This window comes from Chlorobium phaeovibrioides, from assembly GCF_003968655.1.
Taxonomy (GTDB): Bacteria; Bacteroidota; Chlorobiia; order Chlorobiales; family Chlorobiaceae; genus Chlorobium; species Chlorobium phaeovibrioides.
In genome coordinates, this window is record NZ_RXYK01000005.1 from 77,820 (window position 1) to 99,254 (window position 21,435).

16 protein-coding genes are annotated in these 21,435 nt (G+C 53.0%); 9 read left to right on the forward strand and 7 right to left on the reverse strand.

Annotated features, from left to right (window positions below):
* Positions 1-3: 3 nt before the first annotated feature.
* Both gltB and gpmA read right to left on the reverse strand, forming a co-directional pair.
* A complete protein-coding gene (gene gltB / locus EKD02_RS04825) occupies positions 4-4,605 on the reverse strand; it encodes a glutamate synthase large subunit (RefSeq protein ID WP_126384124.1) in 4,602 nt (1,533 codons plus the stop codon).
* Between the two features lie 110 nt (positions 4,606-4,715).
* Positions 4,716-5,459: a 2,3-diphosphoglycerate-dependent phosphoglycerate mutase gene (gene gpmA, locus EKD02_RS04830; RefSeq protein ID WP_011889807.1), complete on the reverse strand. Its 744-nt coding sequence runs from the start codon at positions 5,457-5,459 to the stop codon at positions 4,716-4,718.
* A gap of 318 nt (positions 5,460-5,777) precedes the next feature.
* On the opposite strand from gpmA, the gene EKD02_RS04835 reads away from it, so the two are divergent.
* Both EKD02_RS04835 and EKD02_RS04840 read left to right on the forward strand, forming a co-directional pair.
* A complete protein-coding gene (locus EKD02_RS04835) occupies positions 5,778-7,037 on the forward strand; it encodes a nitronate monooxygenase (protein ID WP_011889806.1) in 1,260 nt (419 codons plus the stop codon).
* A 95-nt stretch (positions 7,038-7,132) separates the two neighbouring features.
* Complete coding sequence (locus tag EKD02_RS04840) at positions 7,133-8,134, forward strand: hypothetical protein (protein WP_126384127.1); 1,002 nt, start codon at positions 7,133-7,135, stop codon at positions 8,132-8,134.
* On the opposite strand, the gene EKD02_RS04845 is transcribed toward EKD02_RS04840, so the two are convergent.
* Positions 8,131-8,592 carry a nucleoside deaminase gene (locus EKD02_RS04845; RefSeq protein ID WP_011889804.1) on the reverse strand — a complete coding sequence of 154 codons (462 nt, stop codon included), beginning with the start codon at positions 8,590-8,592 and terminating at the stop codon, positions 8,131-8,133. The two genes, EKD02_RS04840 and EKD02_RS04845, sit on opposite strands and share 4 nt — an antisense overlap.
* Positions 8,593-8,805: 213 nt before the next feature.
* Here EKD02_RS04845 and sucC point away from each other — a divergent pair, with 213 nt between their 5' ends.
* Positions 8,806-9,981: an ADP-forming succinate--CoA ligase subunit beta gene (gene sucC, locus EKD02_RS04850; protein ID WP_126384130.1), complete on the forward strand. Its 1,176-nt coding sequence runs from the start codon at positions 8,806-8,808 to the stop codon at positions 9,979-9,981.
* A 368-nt stretch (positions 9,982-10,349) separates the two neighbouring features.
* Here the strand turns inward: sucC and EKD02_RS04855 are convergent, their stop codons facing one another.
* From EKD02_RS04855 to EKD02_RS04865, 3 genes are read right to left on the reverse strand one after another with little or no spacing between them, the layout of a single operon-like run.
* Positions 10,350-12,335, reverse strand: a complete 1,986-nt coding sequence (locus tag EKD02_RS04855; protein ID WP_126384133.1) for an ABC transporter permease — start codon at positions 12,333-12,335, stop codon at positions 10,350-10,352.
* Positions 12,332-13,306: an efflux RND transporter periplasmic adaptor subunit gene (locus tag EKD02_RS04860; protein WP_126384136.1), complete on the reverse strand. Its 975-nt coding sequence runs from the start codon at positions 13,304-13,306 to the stop codon at positions 12,332-12,334. The genes EKD02_RS04855 and EKD02_RS04860 overlap by 4 nt, the downstream gene beginning before the upstream one ends.
* The gene (locus EKD02_RS04865) at positions 13,290-14,570 is read right to left on the reverse strand and encodes a TolC family protein (protein WP_126384139.1); all 1,281 of its coding nucleotides are present in this window, start codon (positions 14,568-14,570) and stop codon (positions 13,290-13,292) included. Before EKD02_RS04865 ends, EKD02_RS04860 begins: the two co-directional genes overlap by 17 nt.
* A 265-nt stretch (positions 14,571-14,835) precedes the next feature.
* On the opposite strand from EKD02_RS04865, the gene EKD02_RS04870 reads away from it, so the two are divergent.
* The 3 genes from EKD02_RS04870 (at position 14,836) to EKD02_RS04880 (ending at position 18,410) form a co-directional block, all read left to right on the forward strand.
* The gene (locus tag EKD02_RS04870) at positions 14,836-16,794 is read left to right on the forward strand and encodes an ABC-F family ATP-binding cassette domain-containing protein (protein WP_126342524.1); all 1,959 of its coding nucleotides are present in this window, start codon (positions 14,836-14,838) and stop codon (positions 16,792-16,794) included.
* 97 nt (positions 16,795-16,891) lie between these two features.
* Complete coding sequence (locus EKD02_RS04875) at positions 16,892-17,824, forward strand: aspartate carbamoyltransferase catalytic subunit (protein ID WP_126342599.1); 933 nt, start codon at positions 16,892-16,894, stop codon at positions 17,822-17,824.
* Between the two features lie 43 nt (positions 17,825-17,867).
* Positions 17,868-18,410: an acyloxyacyl hydrolase gene (locus EKD02_RS04880; protein ID WP_126384142.1), complete on the forward strand. Its 543-nt coding sequence runs from the start codon at positions 17,868-17,870 to the stop codon at positions 18,408-18,410.
* Positions 18,411-18,498: 88 nt separating this feature from the next.
* Here the strand turns inward: EKD02_RS04880 and EKD02_RS04885 are convergent, their stop codons facing one another.
* On the reverse strand, positions 18,499-19,005 hold the full coding sequence (locus EKD02_RS04885) for an NUDIX domain-containing protein (RefSeq protein WP_011889796.1): 507 nt from the start codon (positions 19,003-19,005) through the stop codon (positions 18,499-18,501).
* Positions 19,006-19,225: 220 nt separating this feature from the next.
* Between EKD02_RS04885 and EKD02_RS04890 the strand changes: the two genes are divergently transcribed.
* The 3 genes from EKD02_RS04890 (at position 19,226) to EKD02_RS04900 (ending at position 21,431) form a co-directional block, all read left to right on the forward strand.
* A complete protein-coding gene (locus EKD02_RS04890) occupies positions 19,226-20,359 on the forward strand; it encodes a hypothetical protein (RefSeq protein WP_126384145.1) in 1,134 nt (377 codons plus the stop codon).
* A gap of 159 nt (positions 20,360-20,518) precedes the next feature.
* Positions 20,519-20,998 (forward strand): DUF302 domain-containing protein, encoded by a 480-nt coding sequence (locus EKD02_RS04895; RefSeq protein ID WP_223267000.1) that lies wholly within the window; start codon positions 20,519-20,521, stop codon positions 20,996-20,998.
* A 175-nt stretch (positions 20,999-21,173) separates the two neighbouring features.
* The gene (locus EKD02_RS04900; protein ID WP_011889793.1) at positions 21,174-21,431 is read left to right on the forward strand and encodes a DUF4212 domain-containing protein; all 258 of its coding nucleotides are present in this window, start codon (positions 21,174-21,176) and stop codon (positions 21,429-21,431) included.
* The last annotated feature ends 4 nt before the right edge of the window (positions 21,432-21,435 follow it).

Sequence of the window (21,435 nt, forward strand, 5' to 3'; positions counted from 1 at the left end):
GGTTTAATTTCCCGACACCCTTGACGGGTCATGAACATTTTTCTCGAATGCAGCCATCACAGCGTCATCGCCACTCATGCCCGTGGCTTCAACTTCCTGCATTGCTTCAAGGGCACGGAGGTAATCATGCGGCATAACCTTGATGAATTTGGAGCACCGGGCATCAAAATCATCGGCAATACGACGGCCAAGAGCGCTGTCGGTAGTGGCCACATGCTTCTTGATCCAGGAGAGCAGCATGGCACAATCCTGTTCGTCATCAACAGGATACATACCGACCATATCGGTATTGCAGTGCTCGGCAAAGGAACCGTCCTCATCGTAAACATAGGCTACGCCTCCCGACATTCCGGCACCGAAGTTTCTGCCGGTTTTACCCAGAATGATGACGGTACCTCCCGTCATGTACTCACATCCGTGGTCGCCGATGGCCTCAACAACTGCCGTAAGGCCGCTGTTGCGGACACAGAATCGTTCACCGGCCATACCCCGTATGAAGGCCTCACCTGATGTTGCGCCATAAAAGCCAACATTTCCGATGATGATGTTCTCTTCAGAGAGGAAGGTGGATCCTTTCGAGGGATAGACAACAATGCGGCCTCCGGAAAGCCCTTTGCCTACATAATCATTCGCATCTCCCTCAAGCTCAAGCGTCATTCCTTTCGGAATGAATGCCCCGAAGCTCTGTCCTGCTGAGCCGGTAAACGAGAGGTGTATCGTATCGTCAGGAAGCCCTGCGGCTCCATAGGCTCTGGTGACCTCATAGCCGACAATGGTGCCGACCACGCGGTTCGTGTTTCGGATCGGGAGTCTGCTGACTACCTTCTCACCCCTCTTGATTGCGGGCTGGCAAAGCGCAAGAAGCGTAGTGCTGTCAAGGCTCTCTTCCAGCGCATGTTCCTGCGCCATGCTGCAGTAGCGGGTTCCCTCTTCGGGAAGATCCATCTGGTAAAGAATCTTGGAAAGGTCAATTCCGTGGGCCTTCCAGTGATCAACTGTTTTCTTCATACTGAGCAGCTCGGAACGGCCTACCAGCTCATTGAGGCTCCGGACTCCGAGACGGGCCATATAGCCACGCACGCCCTCAGCGAGAAAGCGCATGAAGTTCTCGACATGTTCGGGTTTGCCCTTGAAATTCTTCCTGAGTTTCGGGTTCTGGGTCGCAATGCCAACTGCGCAGGAATCGTCCTGACAGCACCGCATCATGATGCAGCCCATCACCACAAGCGTGGTGGTGGCAAAGCCGAACTCTTCGGCACCGAGCAATGCGGCAACAACAATGTCGCGAGCGGTTTTCAGCTGTCCGTCAGCTTCAACAACAATACGGCTGCGCAGGTTGTTGAGCATCAGGGTCTGGTGTGTTTCTGCAAGTCCGAGCTCCCACGGCATACCCGCATGCATGATGCTGGATACGGGAGAGGCACCGGTTCCGCCGTCATGGCCGCTGACAAGAACCACATCGGCGTGCGCCTTGGCAACACCTGCCGCAATAGTACCAACGCCAACGGTTGAAACCAGCTTCACATTGATGCGGGCCGAGGGATTTGCGTTTTTCAGATCGTGAATGAGCTGCGCAAGATCCTCAATGGAATAAATGTCGTGATGAGGCGGAGGTGAAATCAGGCCGACGCCCGGAGTTGAATGGCGAACCTTTGCAACCCAGGGATACACTTTCATTCCGGGAAGCTGGCCTCCCTCACCGGGTTTGGCTCCCTGTGCCATCTTGATCTGAATTTCAACAGCGTTGGCAAGGTACTCGCTGGTGACGCCGAAGCGTCCGGAAGCAACCTGCTTGATGGCCGACATTCTGGAATCGCCATTGGCATCTTTCAGGAAACGGGCAGAATCTTCACCACCCTCACCGGTATTGCTCTTGCCGCCAACCCTGTTCATGGCAATCGCCAGAGTTTCGTGGGCTTCCTGGCTGATGGAACCATAGGACATGGCTCCCGTTTTGAAGCGTTTCATGATTGCCTCGGCTGGCTCCACCTCATCAAGAGGAATCGGCTCACCCGAAAAACGGATATCCATCAGGCCGCGAATGGTACAGAAGTGCTGGCTCTGGTCGTCAATAAGGTTCTCGTATTTCTGGAACAGCTCATAGTTGCCGGTACGGCAGGAGTGCTGAAGAAAATGGAGCGCTTCGGGACTGAACAGGTGATACTCGCCGTTATGACGCCACTTGCGGTCGCCACCGGCGTCGAGCCCCCGGTCAACCTTGTTCCCGGAAGGGGGGAAAACTGATTCATGACGCCTGCGTACCTCTTCGGCAACCGTTGAAAGGCCAATACCCTCAATACGGCTTGGCGTGCGGGTGAAGTAGGAGTCAACAAGCTGCGAGTTCAGACCCACCGCCTCAAAAATCTGTGCTCCCCGATAACTCTGCACGGTGGAAATGCCCATTTTTGCCATGGTTTTCACAACACCCTTCACCGCGGCCTTGACATAGTTCTTTATCGCAGTTTTTTCATCAAAACGGATGTGACCGTCCGAAACAAGCGAACGGATGGTCTCAAATGCCATATAGGGGTTGACGGCACCGACGCCATAACCGATAAGCATGGCAAAGTGATGCACTGCTCGGGGTTCCGCAGACTCAAGCACAAGACCTATCTGGGTACGGATGCCTGCATTGATGAGGAAATTGTGCAGACCGGCAACAGCCAGAAGAGCTGGAATCGGCGCGCGTTTGCTGTCAATCTCACCCTTATCGGAAAGGATGATGATGTTGACGCCAACCTGTGCAGCCTGCTCCGCCTGCCTGTAAATATCCTGCATGGCCGATTCAATGCCGCGACCGCCCTTCGCCACATCATAAAAAATGGGGATGGTCACCGCCCTGAAACCGGGACGGTCAATCCCGCGGATCTTTTCAAGATCCTGATTGGTCAGAATGGGATGAGGTAGTTTGATGCGGCGGCAGTTGACCTCATGGGCTTCCAGAAGGTTCCCTTCCGTGCCGAGCATGACCGAGGTTGAGGTGACAATCTCTTCACGAAGTGAATCAATCGGCGGGTTGGTCACCTGCGCAAACAGCTGCTTGAAATAATCATACAGAAGCTTGGGCCTGTTTGAGAGTGCCGCCAGAGGGGTATCGTTACCCATTGAACCAACCATCTCAACACCCTTTTCACTCATCGGGACAATCTGCATGGTAATATCCTCACGGCTGTAGCCAAAAACCTTCTGGCGTGCCGTAAGGCTGTACTTGTCCTCGTCGGGATTCTTCAGTTGCGGGTGATCCTGCAGTGACTCGATGTCAATCACATTGCGGGATATCCATTCGCCGTAGGGCTTCTCGGAGGCAATGCTCTCCTTGATCTCCTCGTCGGCAATGATTCGTCCTTCGGCAGTGTCCACCAGGAACATCTTTCCAGGCTGCAGACGGTCTTTGCGGAGAATGCGCTCGGGCTCAATGTCAAGCACGCCGACTTCAGAAGCCATGATGACCATATCGTCGGTCGTAATGTAGTATCGGGAAGGTCGCAGACCGTTACGGTCAAGCATGGCGCCAATCTGCACGCCGTCAGTGAAAACCACCGATGCGGGCCCGTCCCAGGGCTCCATCAGGCAGCTGTGGTACTCATAAAAAGCCTTCTTTTCAGGCGACATGAATTTGTTCCCGCCCCATGGTTCAGGAATGATCATCATCGCAGCATGTGCAAGCGAGCGGCCGGACAGAACCAGAAACTCAAAAGCATTGTCCAGAATGGCCGAATCACTGCCATCCTCAAGAATCACCGGTTTGATGTCCTCAATGGCCTCACCGAACACCGGGGAGCTTACATTCTTTTCGCGGGCCTTCATCCAGTTGACATTGCCCTTGAGCGTGTTGATCTCTCCGTTATGGCTGAGAAAACGGTAGGGGTGAGCCCTGTCCCAGCTTGGGAATGTATTGGTGCTGAAACGGGAGTGCACCATGGCAATGGCACTCTCCATGTCAGGATCGTGGAGTTCGGAATAATAATCGCCGACCTGCTCGGGCAGGAGCATCCCCTTGTAGACCATGGTTCTGGCCGACAGACTGCTGACATAGAAATAATTGCTTCCGAGAAGAGCTGCCGTATACTTGACCCGCTTGGTGATGCGGCGCCTGATGATATAGAGCTTCCGCTCGAACTCCAGTTCCGAGGTAATCTCTTCGCCCCATCCAACAAAAAGCTGCTTGACAACCGGCTCTTCGGAACGGGCAGTCTGGCCTATAGTGGAGTTGTCGGTAGGCACCTTCCGGAACCCGAGGCACTTCTGCCCTTCGGCCTCAATCATCAGACGGCAGATATCCTCTATGGCCCGGCGCTGTGAAATATCGGGAGGGAGAAACAGCATGCCAACACCATACCGGCCGGCCTCGGGAAGCTCAATGTTCCGTTCGCCGCATACCCTGCGGAGGAAACGGTCGGGAACCTGGATCAGGATACCCGCACCATCTCCGGTATTTTTTTCACAGCCGCACGCTCCGCGATGCTTGAGATTTTCATTGATCTGCAGACCCTGCTCTATAATGGCATGAGACTTTAGTCCCTTGATATTGGCAACAAACCCCACGCCGCAGGCATCATGCTCAAACTGCGGATCATAAAGCCCGGTGTTGGAAGTAACATTCATATTTTTCAGGCACAACTTTTCTTGAAGATTCAAAACAAAGGCAATCGGGAATCCAAAGTGCGGAATATAAGGCGATTCAGCAAAACATTCTTCACCCTCTCCCGCCCCTCTCAGGCTTTTCCCTGTCCGGCCACTGCGTCTACAGCCTTTTTCAACTCTTCCTGGTCTCCCAGATAATAGCTTTTCAACGGCTTCAGGTTATCGTCAAGTTCATAGACAAGGGGGATACCGGTAGGAATATTCAGCCCGACGATATCCTCTTCGGATATGCCGTCAAGGTATTTGACCAGTGCGCGAAGTGAGTTTCCATGGGCGACAATAAGAACATTGCGGCCTTTGCTGATTTCAGGAGCAATGGTCTCATGCCAGAACGGCAGAAAGCGCGCAACTGTATCCTTCAGGCACTCGGTAAGAGGAACCTCATCGGCGTCAAGTGCGGCATAGCGACGGTCGGAACCCGGCCACCGCTCATCGGTGCGCTCAAGCGGAGGAGGAGGGGTATCATAACTTCTGCGCCACACAAGAACCTGCTCGTCGCCATATTTCTGGGCTGTTTCAGCTTTATTGAGGCCCTGAAGCGCACCGTAATGGCGCTCATTGAGCCTCCAGTTCCTGATGACGGGAATCCACATCAGATTCATCTCATCCAGTACATTCCAGAGGGTCCTGATGGCCCGCTTCAGTACCGAAACATAGGCCACATCAAACTCGAAACCCGCTTCGCAAAGCAGTTTCCCGGCATTGGAGGCTTCACGGCGACCCTTGTCAGTCAAATCAATATCATGCCATCCGGTAAACCGGTTATCCAGGTTCCACTGACTTTCACCATGCCGCAACAATACAAGTTTGATCATAATACCCCCTAAATTCAGGATGTTTTCAAAGTGCAGAGAATCCGCTTCAGCCCTATTTGACAGGCCACTAATTTACGATTCTCCACACCTTTTCTCAAACATGATATTCATTGAGACTAACGGTCACCACCAGAATAGCATAAACCACTCCTGCAATGGGTTTTTCTAAGAATTGGCTGTAGATTTATAGCACAAAATATGATATCTTAAATAATTTTTGACGAAGGGTATACGGAGCACATGATTCAGCTCCCCTATCTTTCAAGGAGTGACGCGGCCGGCAACTGCCCCTACTATCTTATTTATTAACAAAGGACCATGAAGGTAGATAATTTCAGGCTGACACTGGGCGGGAAGGAATATGTCCCCATCATCATCGGAGGAATGGGGGTTAACATTTCAACAACCGAACTTGCCCTTGCGGCTGAAAAACTCGGAGGAATCGGCCATATTTCTGATGCAGAAAACGGCTATGTATGCGACAGGATTTTCAACACCTCCTTCGTCAGCAGGAAAAGAAAAAAATATGCCGAGTTCATCGACAACCCCGACAAGTCCAAAGTTCTCTTCGACCTTGCAGAGGTGGAAGCCGCGCAGAAAAAGTATGTAGAGCACACCATCTCCCAGAAAACAGGGAACGGTGCGATTTTTCTGAACTGCATGGAGAAGCTGACCATGAACAGCTCTTCGCCCACCCTCAAAGTCCGTCTGAGGGCGGCAATGGATGCGGGCATTGACGGCCTCACCCTTGCTGCCGGACTGAACCTCAGAACCCTTGACCTGATTCAGGACCATCCCCGCTTCAATGATGTCAAAATCGGCATCATCATTTCCTCTGTCAGAGCGCTCTCCATTTTTCTCAAGCGGGCTGTGCGCCTGAATCGTCTGCCGGACTATATTATTGTTGAAGGACCTCTTGCAGGAGGCCACCTCGGATTCGGCCCTGACGACTGGCATACCTTTGATCTCCATACCATTTTCACCGAAGTGGCTGCATTCCTGAAACAAGAAGGCCTTGATATTCCCCTCATTCCGGCAGGAGGAATTTTCACCGGAACGGATGCTGCGGAATACCTTCAAGAGGGAGCTGGAGCAGTTCAGGTTGCCACCCGTTTTGCAATCACCCGGGAGGCGGGACTTCCAGCCAATGTGAAGCAGCAGTATCTGAGCGCAGAGGAAGAGGATATTGTCATCAACATGGCCTCCACCACCGGCTACCCGATGCGCATGCTCCGCCAGTCGCCGACATTGCGCTACGCCATAAAGCCAAACTGCGAAGGGCTGGGATACCTGCTTGAAAACGGCGGGAAATGCACCTATATCGACGCATACTACAAAGCACTTGCCGAGAAAAAACCGGGGGAGCCACTTGTCGTTGAGGAAAAAACATGCCTCTGCACCGGTATGGCAAAATATGACTGCTGGACCTGCGGCCACACAACATACCGCCTCAAAGAGACGACCAACCGCCTGGCGGACGGCAGCTGGCAGATCCCTTCAGCTGAAGACATCTTTCTTGACTATCAGCACAGCACCGACCACTCCATCAAACTACCGGAACCCGAAACGGGCGCCTGAAGAAATTTTCCCCGGAGAAATTCTTACCTTGCCTGAAGTAATGCAGGAGAGGCTTTTTCCAGCTCAATACAACTTCGGCAGAGAAAGAGGGCGGCATGAAAAAGAAAACAATACCATTTCTTCTGGCTTTTCTGGTAGCGGCACTGCTGCTCACAGCCGTGTTCACATTCAACCAGCTCAATACCGCCGCAAACCTGCTTTCAACTCTGCATCCCTATGCAGGAGCCGCGTTCCTGATGCTTGCTGCCGCATCATTTCTCGCACTATTCTTCAGCGCATGCCAGCTGTTCAGAATGCCCCGCCAGCCATCCCTGCCTGAAAATGACAGCTCAGGCGCGATGGAAGAGTATGCCCGCCATAGTGCAGAGCGCATGCCAGCCCACCCGATGCACCCCGAAACCAATGCAGAACAGAAAGACCTCCGGTGGGTAAAAACCAACCTGAAATTTCTTGAAGTTGACGCTCTTGCCTCAACCAAGGAGATTGCCACAAAAAACTTTTTCGTTGGCGCTTTTGCCCAGAACACCTCATATGGCACCACCACCTCAACCCTCAACATGCTCAAGCTGACATGGCGCATTTACAGCCTGCACCATAAAGAGCAGAACCTGAGGGAGTTCAGTTCAGTCCTTCTCGGCGCCTATAGGCTGATGCCGCTTTCCGATTTCCGCAAAGAGGAGATCCCCACCCACATCAAACCAATCATACAGTCCGCCTTCAGCAACACCCTCTCTTCGCTGCTGCCAGCGGGAAACCTTCTGGCGCCCCTTTTCCTCAACCTCTTTATGGCCGGCGCAACCAATGCATACCTTACCTGCCTTGTTGGCATCATAACAGCCCGCCGATGCCAGATGCTCTCTGAGGAGGATCACAGGGAGATTGTTCAGCAAAGCACCTTTGAGGCTGCATTCATGCTGAAAGAAATTGTCCGGGAGTGCAACCCGGTCCTCTCAGTCACCATCAGCAACGCCGTCAAGAAAGCAGGGATTGAAAGCCTTGATACGGTAACTCCCCCTTCTGCAGGAAGCGGCATTGCGCAGGATATCGTTTCGCATCTTGCCAGCTCCATCAAGCACATCATGAAGGAAAGCAGTTAGCCTTTTTTCCGGAGCTCTTTGAAAAAGTCCTGAAGAAGCCCCTGACAGCGCCCCTCCATAATGCCACCGAACACTTCCGGCTGGTGGTTCAGCGGCCGGCATCCGGTCACATTCAGCACAGAACCCGAAGCCCCCATCTTTGCGTCATAGGCACCGAACACCACGCGACCCACCTTTGCGTTCACTATGGCTCCCGCACACATCGGGCAGGGCTCCATTGTAACCGCAAGAGTGCAGTCCTGCAGATACTTCGTCCCAAGCGTCGCCATTGCGGAAGTAAGGGCAATCATCTCCGCATGGGCAGTTGCATCACACAGCGCCTCAACCTGATTGTACCCTTTTCCCACCACATGACCCCCACCATCAAGAACAACCGCTCCAACAGGGACCTCCCTGCTCTCAAAAGCCTTGAGCGCCTCCCGGAACGCCAGTTCCATACAATAACTGAAATCCATCATTCATGCGTTATGGCGGCACGGGAACAATTCCCCGCCCCACCAGTTGACCAAGGCTCTGCGCAACAGCAAGGGAACAACAAAAGTGCCGCGAAGAGCATCCAATATTTCACCGTAAGCGTTTATTTCACTATACTGACAGTTTATGCGCAAACTTCTATTCATCCCTCCCTGTAGCGCACAAAAGGCCGTCAGTAACCCAAGACCGGAATCAATATGAACATTCATGAATATCAAGGCAAGGATATCCTGAGAAAATTCGGAGTTACCGTCCCGAAAGGAATCGTTGCCCACTCTCCTGAAGAAGCAAAACAGGCTGCCGAACAGCTTTTTGAAGAACAGACCAGTCCTGTCGTTGTCGTCAAAGCCCAGATCCACGCAGGGGGAAGAGGAAAAGCAGGGGGCGTGAAACTCGCAAAATCCCCCGAAGAGGCATATGAGATTGCCAGCCAGATGATAGGCACCACTCTCGTAACGCACCAGACAGGGCCTGAAGGCAAAGAGGTACGGAGACTTCTTGTTGAAGAGGGAATGAACATTGACAGAGAGTTTTATGTCGGAATCACCCTCGACCGCGCCACATCGCAGAATGTGCTGATGATCTCCACCGAAGGCGGTATGGAAATTGAAAAAGTGGCTGAAGAAACTCCTGAAAGACTGCTGAAAATCCAGGTTGACCCGCTCTTCGGACTCCAGGGATTCCAGGCCCGTGAGGCGGCATTCTTCCTGGGCCTCGAAGGCGAGCAGTTCCGCAGTGCCGTCAGCTTCATCATGAGCCTCTACAAGGCATACACATCCATTGATGCCGCGTTGGCTGAAATCAACCCTCTTGTTGTCACAAAAGAGGGCCGTGTGCTTGCGCTTGACGCCAAAATCAATTTTGACTCAAATGCATTGTACCGCCACAAGGATTTCCTCGAACTCCGCGACATCACCGAAGAGGATCCTTTTGAAGTGGAAGCCTCAAAATCAAACCTCAACTATGTCCGCCTTGACGGCAATGTCGGCTGCATGGTGAACGGTGCAGGTCTGGCCATGGGCACCATGGACATAATTCAGCTGGCAGGCGGTAAACCCGCCAACTTTCTGGATGTTGGCGGTGGAGCAAGCCCCCAGACTGTTGAGGAAGGATTTAAAATCATTCTCAGCGACAAAAATGTCAAAGCCATTCTTGTCAACATTTTCGGCGGAATCGTCCGTTGCGACAGGGTTGCAGGAGGCATCATCGAGGCTGCCAAAAAAATCGGACTGAACCTTCCCGTTATTGTCCGGCTTGAGGGAACAAACGCCGACATAGCCCAGAAAATGCTGGACGAGTCGGGATTGAACCTGATTGCGGCTGACGGCCTGAAAGATGCCGCCCAGAAGGTCACCGAAGCTCTCTCTGCCTGAGAAGCCGCCCTGACCCCCCGCATAGGGGACCAGAAGCATACCATCAATAAAAAAAGCACCCCGATAGAGAGTCGGGGTGCTTTTTTTATTGTCAAATGAAGCAAAAAAAAGACAGGCCGGCAGATTTCTCCACAGGCCTGTCCAAATCAACAACAAGTCATACCCCGCATCTCAGTCATCAGTCATCTTTGCGATTCGTTATCATCATGGTTTCACCATAACTTCAGAGTAGACCAGTTGCCGAAATCCAACCACACATCACACATCACACTACCTTTTAGGTGAACTCAACTGCAACCACACAGGTGCGTTCAATACATAAGACGAGCATTGTGGAAGAACCTTGCACAAAAAAATATTTTTTTTCTCTACTCATAACGAAGCGCCTCTACCGGCTTCAGATCCGCGGCTTTCCTCGCAGGCCAGAGACCGAAAAAAATACCGATGAGTGCTGAAAAACATGTTGCAAGCACCACCGAAAGCAGCGAAGCCTTCACGCTCCACCCGGCGAAAAGAGCCAGAAGAAACGCAATACCGGTGCCACTCACCACACCCATGATACCACCACTGAGGGTCAAGCCGACCGACTCCACAAGAAACTGCAGCAGAATGTCGCTCCGCCGCGCACCAATTGCCTTACGAAGCCCGATCTCTCTGGTCCTTTCCGTCACCGACACCAGCATGATGTTCATAATGCCTATGCCGCCAACAAGGAGCGAAATCGCCGCAATGGAGCCCAACAGGAGGCTCATCGTCTGTGTTGTGCTGGAAAGCATCTCCTGGATTTCCGTCATATCCCTGATGTAGAACGCCTCATCAGCTTCCCTCAGCCGGTGGTTTTTCATGATAAGCGCACTGATGGCCTTTTTGGCTTTTTTAATCTCCGCCGCATGGCGTACCTCAACATAGATATAGCTCAGGTAATCTTTTCCCAGAACACGGTACATGGCTGTTGTTACCGGAATCATCACCACATCGTCCCCATCTCTGGGTCCCGAAAATCCTTTTGGTGGTGCCACGCCGATAACCCTGAAATTTATCCTGTTGATTTTCACGGTACGCCCGAGAGGGTTGGCGTTGCCGAACAGCTCCCTCACAACCGTCATGCCGAGAATGGCCACTTTATCCCGTTTCTGAATCTCTTCACGGGTAAACCATCTGCCTATTGAAGGCACTGCCGCCCGCATGAGGCCGAACTCAAAACCAACACCATCAAGGCTCGCACTCCAGTTTTTGTTGCCATACACAATCCGGGCACTGCCACTGACCGTTCCCGCTGCATTGCGTATCATGGGTCGCATGGCCGCAATATCCTTGACATCGGTAAAAGTAAACGGCGCAATTGCACCCGCAGCCCGGGCAGAGCCTCTGACTTTTGAAGAACCTCCACGCACCGACAGCAGGTTTGAGCCCATGGACTTCAGCTCCTCCTGCATCGCTGACTTCGCCCCTTCGCCAAGAGCCATAAGGGCTATCACTGAAGCCACACCCACAAGAATGCCAAGCACTGAAAGAAAAGAGCGGACCTTGTTGGCAAAAATCGCCTGAAAAGCCTGCTGCATGAACCCGATGAACCGGCCATCCTTCCAGAGGGAAATGGGGCGGGAGGCATGCCACATTGACTCCCCTGCTTTTTCATAGTCATTGGGTATCTCAGTCGGCCCGTCCACCACATCTCTTTGCTCATCGCTCACAACCAACCCGTCGCGCATGGTAAGAACACGCCCCGCATAGGCAGCTATATCGTGCTCATGCGTCACCATGATGATGGTCCGCCCCTCACGGTGAAGATCCTGAAGAATCTTCATGATCTCGGCAGAATTCACGGAATCAAGGTTTCCGGTGGGCTCATCGGCGAAAATGATGCCGGGATCGCGGATGAGTGCACGGGCAATGGCAACCCGCTGCTGCTCGCCGCCCGAAAGCTGGTTTGGTGTATGGTCGGTACGATGCCCGAGACCAACCTCCTCCAGCCGCCTCAATGCCTCCTGCCGGAAATCTCCCTGTTCACCGCTATAGATATGAGGAAGACGAACATTATCCACAACACTCATCCGCTTGAGAAGATGAAACTGCTGAAAGACGAACCCGGCCATATGGTTTCGCAGCCCCGCCTGTTCATCTCCTGAAAGATCGTTCACATTCCGCCCGAATATCCGATACTCGCCACTATCGGGGTTGTCAAGCAGGCCGAGAATGTGCAGCAGGGAAGATTTCCCCGACCCCGATGAACCCATAACAGCCACAAACTCGCCGCGACGGATTTTCAGTGACACGCCACGAAGGGCATGCACCGTACTCTCCCCTATCTTGTAGGAGCGATGCACATCAACAAGTTCAAGCAACGGCATCATGAGTCTTTTTTCTTCTTCCGCCTGGGCATAAAGGGGTTGGTTGCATCTTTTTCAGATGGAAGAACAAAAGAAGCATCCGGCATGAGCACTCTGGCGCTATCGGAAATCCCGCCGAGTATCTCAATGCTGTCATCATCGGAAATACCAGTGATCACCGCAACATTCCGCCCCCCGGAGCCGCCACCACCTGATTCTTCCAGCAGAACCTCAGAGCGTTTTCCCGAAACCCTCACAGCCGCCCGGGGAAGCAGCAGCGCATGCTGCCTTTCCCTCACAGCAATATCAATATTGGCACTCATCCCTGAACGATACACCGAAGGGATACTGTCAGGAACGACATCCACAAAATAAATAGACACATTGTTCTGCAGGTGCGACTCATAATAAATATGCGAAACCTCTCCACCGACCCTGATATCGGGATAAGCGTCAAGGCTTATCACCGCCCTCTGACCGTTCTGCACACGGCCGATATCCGTCTCATCCACAAATGCCGTCACCGTCAGCCGGTCTGAAAGCACAAAGAGTGAGTCGGAAGCGCTCACCGTCTGCCCCGGCTCAATGCTCCGGACAATAACCTGTCCATCAATAGGCGCGAGGACAGCCGTTTCGCGATAAACGCTCTTCCAGTATGCCTGTTCGTCCTTTCCCTGAAGCTTTGCTGCGTCAAGCAGCGCAGCCCGTTCACTTGAACTCAGAAGAGCCAGCACCCGACCCTTTTCAACCATTTCGCCCTCCTGAACCATCACCTCCTCCACCCTTCCAGCTATGGCAGGCTGAATTTTCAGCCTGTTGCGGGGCTCAACCACGCCGGTCGTTGAAACCGTTTCAACAAGTGTCCCCCGTGAAGGATTGATCACTGTATACTGCTGTCCAGCCGTTTTTCTGCCGGCAAACACAAACAGAAGAATCACAACGGCAGCAACAGCCGCCGCCGAAAGCCCCCACACAACCTTATTCCCCGATGCCATCAAGCCCTTCTCCTTTTGACTGTATCCATTGAGCCTCGGCGATAAGCAGATCCGCCCCGGCATTGAGAAACTCCTTTTTTGCACTGACAAGACTGTCTTCAATAATGACCCAGTCGTCAAACGAAATCAACCCGTTCGAATACTGGGCATTAGCTATGGCCGCCCGCTCAACAGCAGCCTCAAGAAATTTTTTCCGCACCGCAACATACTGCAAGGCATCGAGATAACTCTTCCACCGCTCCTCGAGAAGATCAAGCACACTGTGCAGACCGCTTTTCAGTTCCGCTTCATCCCGACTTACCACCGCACGGGCTTTCGCAACACCAGCACGACCGCTGCCACCCTCATAAATCGGAACAGCAAGATCAAGGCCGACCCTCCATTCCGACTCATCCGGATTCCAGTCATCCGCTGCACTGCGCCCAATCGAAGAGCTCAGGGACAGTTCAGGAGAAAACGCGCTTCGGGCTGCACGCAAATCAAACCCGGAAGCACGCATCCGCGCCTCCAGACTCCTCACCACGGGACTTTCCGAGGCAAGCGTCATGAAATCAGGACGCTGTTCTGCTGGCTCCACAGCAGTGAACGAACCGCGCACCTTAAGATGGGTACTGCCGAGGCCACGACCCATGGCCGTTGACAGTGCAGAACGGGAAACACCAAGTCCGCGTGAAGCCCGTGCAACCTCAAACTCGGCATCAGCCAAATCAGCCTCCGCCTTGCGAAGTGAACCGATATGCTCCCGCCCTGCCCGGTAGCGAAGGCCGATGAGACGAACATTACGCAGCCGCCTGCCCTGGATATCAGCTGCAAGCGTCACATATTCCTGAGCTTTCAAGAGACTCGTAAAAGCCGAGCGCAGAGCGAAGCGAACATCCGCAGACACCGCCTCACGGGAGCTTTCCGCCCCCTTCACCCCCTCCCCCGCCGCACGGGCAAGCCCTGAACTTTTGCCGCCATCATAGAGCAGCTGAGCGCCGGCAAGGGCATAAGAATACTGAGCGCCGGCTGAACCGGCCCTGCTTCCCGTATACCCGAGCTCCCTCGCCCCGCCCTGAACAGAAAGCGAAGGCAGAAGCGGCGATCCCGCTATCTTCCGCTCCTCCTCTGCAGCCCTGATTGAGGCCATGGCCGACTGCAGATCAGGATGGCGGCTTCGCGCCTCAGCAACACACTGCTCCCAACTCAGCACCTCCTCCGCCCGCAAAGAAGCAAAAGGAATTGCCTCACAAACAAGAAGCAACACAAGCACTACAATTCTCATAAGAAACTTTACCTGTTTGACGACCAACACGCAAGAACTCTCCCACCATAGAACAGCCCGACCTTACAATAAACAAAACCCAACTCACACTCTTTGTAAAAACCACGCAAAAGTTGGGGACACTCATGACTGAGTGTACTAACTTCATGAAGCTATGAGCGGCCGGCCGGTCGGGGGTCCGAAAGTCCGAAACATTTGAGGAAAAATTACTACCTTCATCCCCCGAGACCCCCCGGATGCATTTATCATACAATGATGATTGACTATGTTTGAAGCCCGAAACCTATCGCTCAGCGTCGGCACCAAAGAGCTCCTTTCCGACACTTCGTTCCGTGTTGGTGACACCGACCATGTTGGCCTGGTGGGGCTCAACGGCACGGGCAAGTCCACACTGCTGCGCCTCATCAGCGGCACCGGAAGCGATTCGGCGCTCATCAGCAACGGGCAGTTCATCAAATCGGCTGAAACCACAATAGGCTACCTGCCGCAGGAAATATCTTTTGAGGGGGATCTTGAAAAAACCGCTCTGCATTATGCCCTGCAGGCCAATGCCCGGCTGTTTGAGCTGTCGGGGAAAATCACCACGATGGAGCATGAACTGGCGCTGCCTGAACAGGATTATGAAAGCGCTGCCTACCACGACCTGATTGAACGCTACTCGGACGCCATGCATGAGTTCGACCATCTCGGCGGATACAGCATGCAGTCGGATGCAGAGAAGGTGCTTGCGGGACTCGGGTTCAGTGAAATCGACTTCCACAAAAAGGTCAAATCATTTTCCGGCGGATGGCAGATGCGTCTGCATATTGCCAAACTGCTCCTGCAGAACCCTACCCTGCTCCTGCTTGATGAACCGACCAACCACCTTGATATAGATTCGCTCCGCTGGCTTGAGAATTACCTGCTGAATTACGAACACAGTTACATGATTGTGTCGCACGACAGGTTTTTTCTTGACAAGCTGACCACAAAAACGCTTGAAATCTCATTCCAGCGTATTGATGAATACAAGGGAAACTACTCCCGCTATGAAATAGACAAGGCGGAGCGCTTTGAGCTGATGATGGGCAAGTATCAGAACGACAAGAAAAAAATTGCCGAACTGCAGTCGTTCGTCAACCGGTTCCGCGCCAAGGCGACCAAAGCCCGTCAGGCCCAGAGCAGGCTGCGCCAGATGGAAAAGCTTGAGAAGGAGATGGAATGTCCCGAAGAGGACCTCTCCCGCATCTCCTTCCGTTTCCCCAAGGCACAGCCTTCAGGACGCGAGGTCATGCGGCTTGAAGGCGTAGGAAAAAGCTACCCCCTGCCGGACGGAACAACCAAACAGGTGCTCAAAGGTCTTGATCTGGAAATCATGCGGGGTGACAGAATTGCCATTGTAGGCTCAAACGGTGCCGGAAAAACAACCTTCTGTAAAATCCTGGCCGATGAAATCGAGTTCGACGGCAAACTCACTGTTGGCCATAATGTGACGCTCAACTATTTTGCGCAGCACCAGACTGAAAATCTCGCTCCCGACAAAAGCATCTACAAGGAGATGCTTGATGCTGCACCAACTGCAGAAGCGCAGAAAAAAGTACGCGACATCCTCGGCTGCTTTCTCTTCAGCGGAGATGCCATTGAAAAGAAAATAAAGGTGCTGTCGGGCGGTGAAAAATCGCGTGTGGCGCTTGCAAGAATACTGCTGCAGGCCTCCAACCTTCTGGTGATGGATGAACCGACCAACCATCTCGACATGCGTTCAAAGGAGATGCTGATCGATTCGCTTGAAAACTATGACGGCACCCTTCTTCTGGTAAGCCACGACCGGTATTTTCTCGACAGTCTCGTCAACAAGGTTGTTGCCCTGAAAAACGGCTCTCTGCAGCTCTATCTTGGCACTTATGCCGAGTATCTGGAGAAATCGGAACAGGAGCATGAGGAGGAAAAGCGCCGTGAATGCGCTGCACTGAAAGCAAAATCAGCCGCCACAAAAGCACCTGAGGCTAAAAAACCGACTGGCCGGGCAAAGGCTGAAAAGCAGAAAGACCCGAAAAAGATTGCCGCTCTGGAAAAGGAGATCAATCGGCTGGAGCAGGACAAAGAGCGCATGGAAACGCTGATGGCCACGGAAGATTTCTACAGAAAAAGCCAGAACGAGACCGCGAAAGTGCTTGAAGAGTACCATGCACTCTCTGAAAAACTGGAGAAACTCTTTGCGGACTGGGAAGCGGCCGGGGGGTAAGCATCCCTGCAGAAAAGCCTCCTTTCCTGTTCAGAAAAATGTTCAGTATATTTTGCAGCAGATGACCCCAGACAACAAGCCCATCCCTATGGCGGACATGAACCATCTCACCGGACTCAGCGGACTCAGTGCAGATTCCATCACCGGACTGCTTGATACAGCGGCCGGATTCAAGCAGACACTCCGCTCCCCCAATGCATCCTTCAGCCCGACGCTCAAGAACAGGCGCATAGCTCTGGTTTTTTTCGAGAACTCAACCCGCACCCGTTTCTCCTTTGAAATAGCCGCCAGAAACCTTGGAGCAGGAACACTCGGCTTCAGCGCTGCATCAAGCAGTGTCAGCAAAGGTGAAACCCTGAGCGACACGATAAAAAACCTTGAGGCAATGCAGGTAGACGCTTTCGTCCTCCGCCACCCCTCATCGGGCAGCGCAAAACTCATCAGCCGCATCACCCCGAAACCTGTCATCAACGCCGGCGACGGCTCAAACGAGCATCCCACCCAGGCCCTGCTCGACATGTTCACTCTTCGGGAGCACTTCGGCTCACTCAAAGGGCTGAAGGTCACCATCATCGGCGATGTGCTTCACAGCAGGGTTGCCCGCTCAAACATTTACGGCCTGCTGAGGGCCGGTGCTGAAGTAGGGCTCTGCGGCCCGGTAACACTGATCCCCCCTGATGCGGAAAAACTCGGAGTCCGTCTTTTCACCGACCTCGACCGCGCAATTGCCTGGGCCGATACGGCCATTGTACTCCGCCTGCAGCTTGAACGGGCCAGCGGAACCTATCTGCCTTCGCTTGAAGAATACTCACGCCATTACGGCCTGACCGACGAACGCCTTGAGAGAACCGGCAAACACCTTCTGGTTCTGCATCCCGGCCCCATCAACCGTGAAATAGAAATTTCAAACCATGTAGCCGACCGGATACAGCCGCCCGGCTATTCCAAAAGCATGCTGCTCGAGCAGGTCACCAACGGCATTGCCATCCGTATGGCGGTACTTGAGACCCTGCTCGGCGGAACCCCTTAGCAGTACCACACACAACAACACACAACCACAAAACAGAACAGCCATGAAAAACCTCCACGGGAAATTCATAGCAGCCAGCCTGCTGCTCACCTCTCTATTCCTCTCCCCCCTGCAGACACATGCAGAATCAAGGGGCACAGTGCTCCATGAATACCGCATCGGCATCATGGCCCACGATACCGACATCAACCTCTGGGGCGCAGCCCCCTCTGAACAAGGCATCGATTTCAACGGCGAGCTCATTTTCACTCCTGAGTGGGAAGTTCTGGGCGGCATTGCACGCCCCAACCTCGGCATGTCGATCAACAGCGCAGGCGACACGAGCTACATTTACAGCGGCGGCCTCTGGGAGTACCAGTGGAAGAACGGCGTCTTTTTTGATGCGGCAGTCGGACTCTCGGCAAACAACGAATCCGGCAAGGATCTCGGAAGCGCCGTTCTCCTCCGGCTCGCACTCGAGGTAGGATACAACCTCAGCGAGTGCAACAGGATGTCGCTCATGATGGACCATATTTCCAACGCCAACACTGCCGATCCCAATCCTGGCATCGACAACATCGGCATCCGCTTCGGCCATCTGTTCTGAACCGGAAACACGGACCAACATACCCATAACGCAAAAGCCCCTGAACTGCAGGGGCTTTTGAATCGTAAATGCGGACAGGGTGGAAGACTCAGAGCAGAGAATCGAAAAACTCAGGTGCTGCTGAATGGAATCCGGCCGAAGCCCCTTTTTGCACAAACTCCCCGAGAAAGGGAGGATAGAGTTCATACCGGCCAAGTTCAGCCAGCGGAATCCAGTCGACCTTCAGAATCATCTGCTCGTCATCCGGATACTCGGGATCCTTCCCCGTCACTGTCTCACCACCCGTCACTTCGCAGTGAAAGCCAAGCGAGAGCGAATGGTGGCGGCTGCCCTGTGCCTCAGCGCCCGGATACGGATAGAGCAGCTCCTTGATAAACACCATCCCCCCGACGCTGCAGCTGAGCCCGGTCTCCTCAAGCATCTCACGCCTCACAGCTTCGTCAAGCGTTTCACCCCGTTCAACACCGCCGCCAGGAAGTATCCAGTAGCTTTCCGGCAAGGCCGGATCGTCCGGAGCAAAGCTTTTATGCTCAATAAGAAGCAGCGCACCATCCCGTATGCAGAGCGCGCTGACCCTGAGTTTCACCTCGTTCATATGCGTCAATCCTATTACTTGTGAATCACAAAAAGAGACAACCCGCCTCCATCATGATGAAAACCAATAATTAAAAATTTTCTTCATTGTGCGTTAATTTTATTAAATTTAATGTTAAGCACACACACTATTGTTCTTTTGAGCGACCGGCACCGATTCCTTCACAGCAGGAACGGCGCAGTTTTTTTGAAGACACACACACAACCTAACGGAGAACACAATGAAAAAAATGCTCTCACTTGCTGCACTGCTTGCAGTAGTGGCATACGCCACACCCGCTTCAGCTGAGCTGAAATTCGGCGGTGATGCCGGCGTCCGCGTACGCAGCGAATTCAAATCGACCACCACGGGCGAAGATAACCGTGATGACGTGAGCTTCCAGTACCGTGTCAGGCTGAAAGCTGCAGCCGACATCGGCAGCGGATACTTCTTCAAGGCCATGATCATGAACGAGAATGCCAATATCGCAGGCGGATGGCAAAAACTCGCGGAGAACGCTGAAAGAATTGAGCTTGATGTCTCGAACTTCTACTTCGGCCGCATGATGGAAAACAGCCATTACATGATGGGCCGTCTTCCGCTCAACAGCCTCAACAACCCTGTCTTCGACCTCACACTCTACCCGATGCAGCCACTGGACCAGCCGGTGTTCAACATCAACTTCGACCGTGTCTACGGAATGAACTACGGAATGAAGCTTGGTGATGGTGAAGCCAATGCAACATTTGTGGTGCTTGACAACAACTCCACCATTGTCAGCGATAATGAGAACGACGGTCTCTTCAACGACGGCTATGCGCTCCACCTCGCCTACAAAACCACCATCGGCGACTTCACCATCGAGCCTCAGGTCATCACGGTGCTGACCCAATCGAACATCCGCGATCAGGATGAGGTGATTGCTTATTCGACAGGCACCACAACGGCAAATTACAACCTGGCCAACAATGTCACCCCGGTGACTTTCGGCGCCAACGCTTCGATGCCGGTCGGTGATGTGAAAATGTCCTGCAGCGCATTCTATACCATCTGTGACGACACCAACGACGGTACAGTCTCTCATGCCGCCAACCGCAGGGCCGATTACCACGGTGCCCTCCTCCGTCTGAAAGGCGAGAGCGGTCCGGTCATGGCCTGGATCGATTACAGTGCCTCGAAAGATAAAGTAACCGACACCAACTACTCCGGCACCTTCGTGTGGGCACAGTACCAGTATAAGGTCTACGAGTCAGCTGCCGGCAGCTTCACCCTGCAGCCGACCCTTCGCTGGCTCGCCACCTCCAAAGAGACAGTCGACACCGATGTCGATGCAAGCACTTTCCGTACGGAGCTCTGGGCAACTGTCAGCTTCTAAGCCACAACCTTACGCTTGAAGTCAAAGATGAAAAGGCCGCCTGAAAAGGTGGCCTTTTCTCTTTTATTGGCATTTGCCAGAAAAGAGATTTCACCGTACATTGTTTTCGATATGCCGCAATCCTCACAACCGTTTCTGCAACTACAAAAATCAAGAACAATGAACAAAGCTGTCACTTTTATTACGGGACTCATCGCTGGCGTCATTCTCACAGGAATACTCGCCATGAAAATGATGCCCGGCATGATGCTCAACACGCATGAAAGCCGTTATACCACAGTTGAAGAAACATGCGCCGCGCTGAAAACCTCCATAGAGGCGAACAACTGGCAGTCACCGGCCACCAGAAACATGACTGCTGCCATCACAAAGCAGGGATTCACACTCGACAAGCAGGTCAGCATCGTCGAACTCTGCAACGCCAGGTATGCAGGCGATGTACTCGCAACGAACCCCGAGGTATCCACACTCATGCCCTGCGCCTGGGGAGTGTATGAAGGAAACGATGGAAAGATCTACATCACCGGAATGAACATGGGCCTCATGGCAAAAATTTTCGGCGGCAACATCGCCAAGGTTATGGGCGGGAGCGTTGCTGATGATGAAGCAAAAATGCTTACTCCGGTCATAGCCGAATAAAGGCAAACACCAGGATAAAACGCCCGAAAGCGCTTGAACTGCTGAGCGCTTTCGGGCGTTTTGCGTCAGCGCGTGTTAACAATTATGAAACCCGTACAAAAGGCAGAACTTTTTCATTATCTTACGGGTATGTGTTTTCAGCATTACAACCACAACAACAAACACACAAAACCAAATGGAACAAGGAAAACTCAAAGAGTACTGGAAAATCAACCTCAGCTACCTCATCAGTCTGCTGGTGGTATGGTTTGTCGTTTCGTTCGGGTTCGGCATCCTGCTTGTCGACCAGCTCAATGCCATCCATATTGGCGGGTTCAAGCTCGGCTTCTGGTTTGCGCAGCAGGGCTCCATCTACACCTTCGTGGTGCTGATTTTCGTTTATGTGGCTCTCATGAACCGGCTCGACAAGAAGTTTGATGTCCGCGAGGATTAAGGGC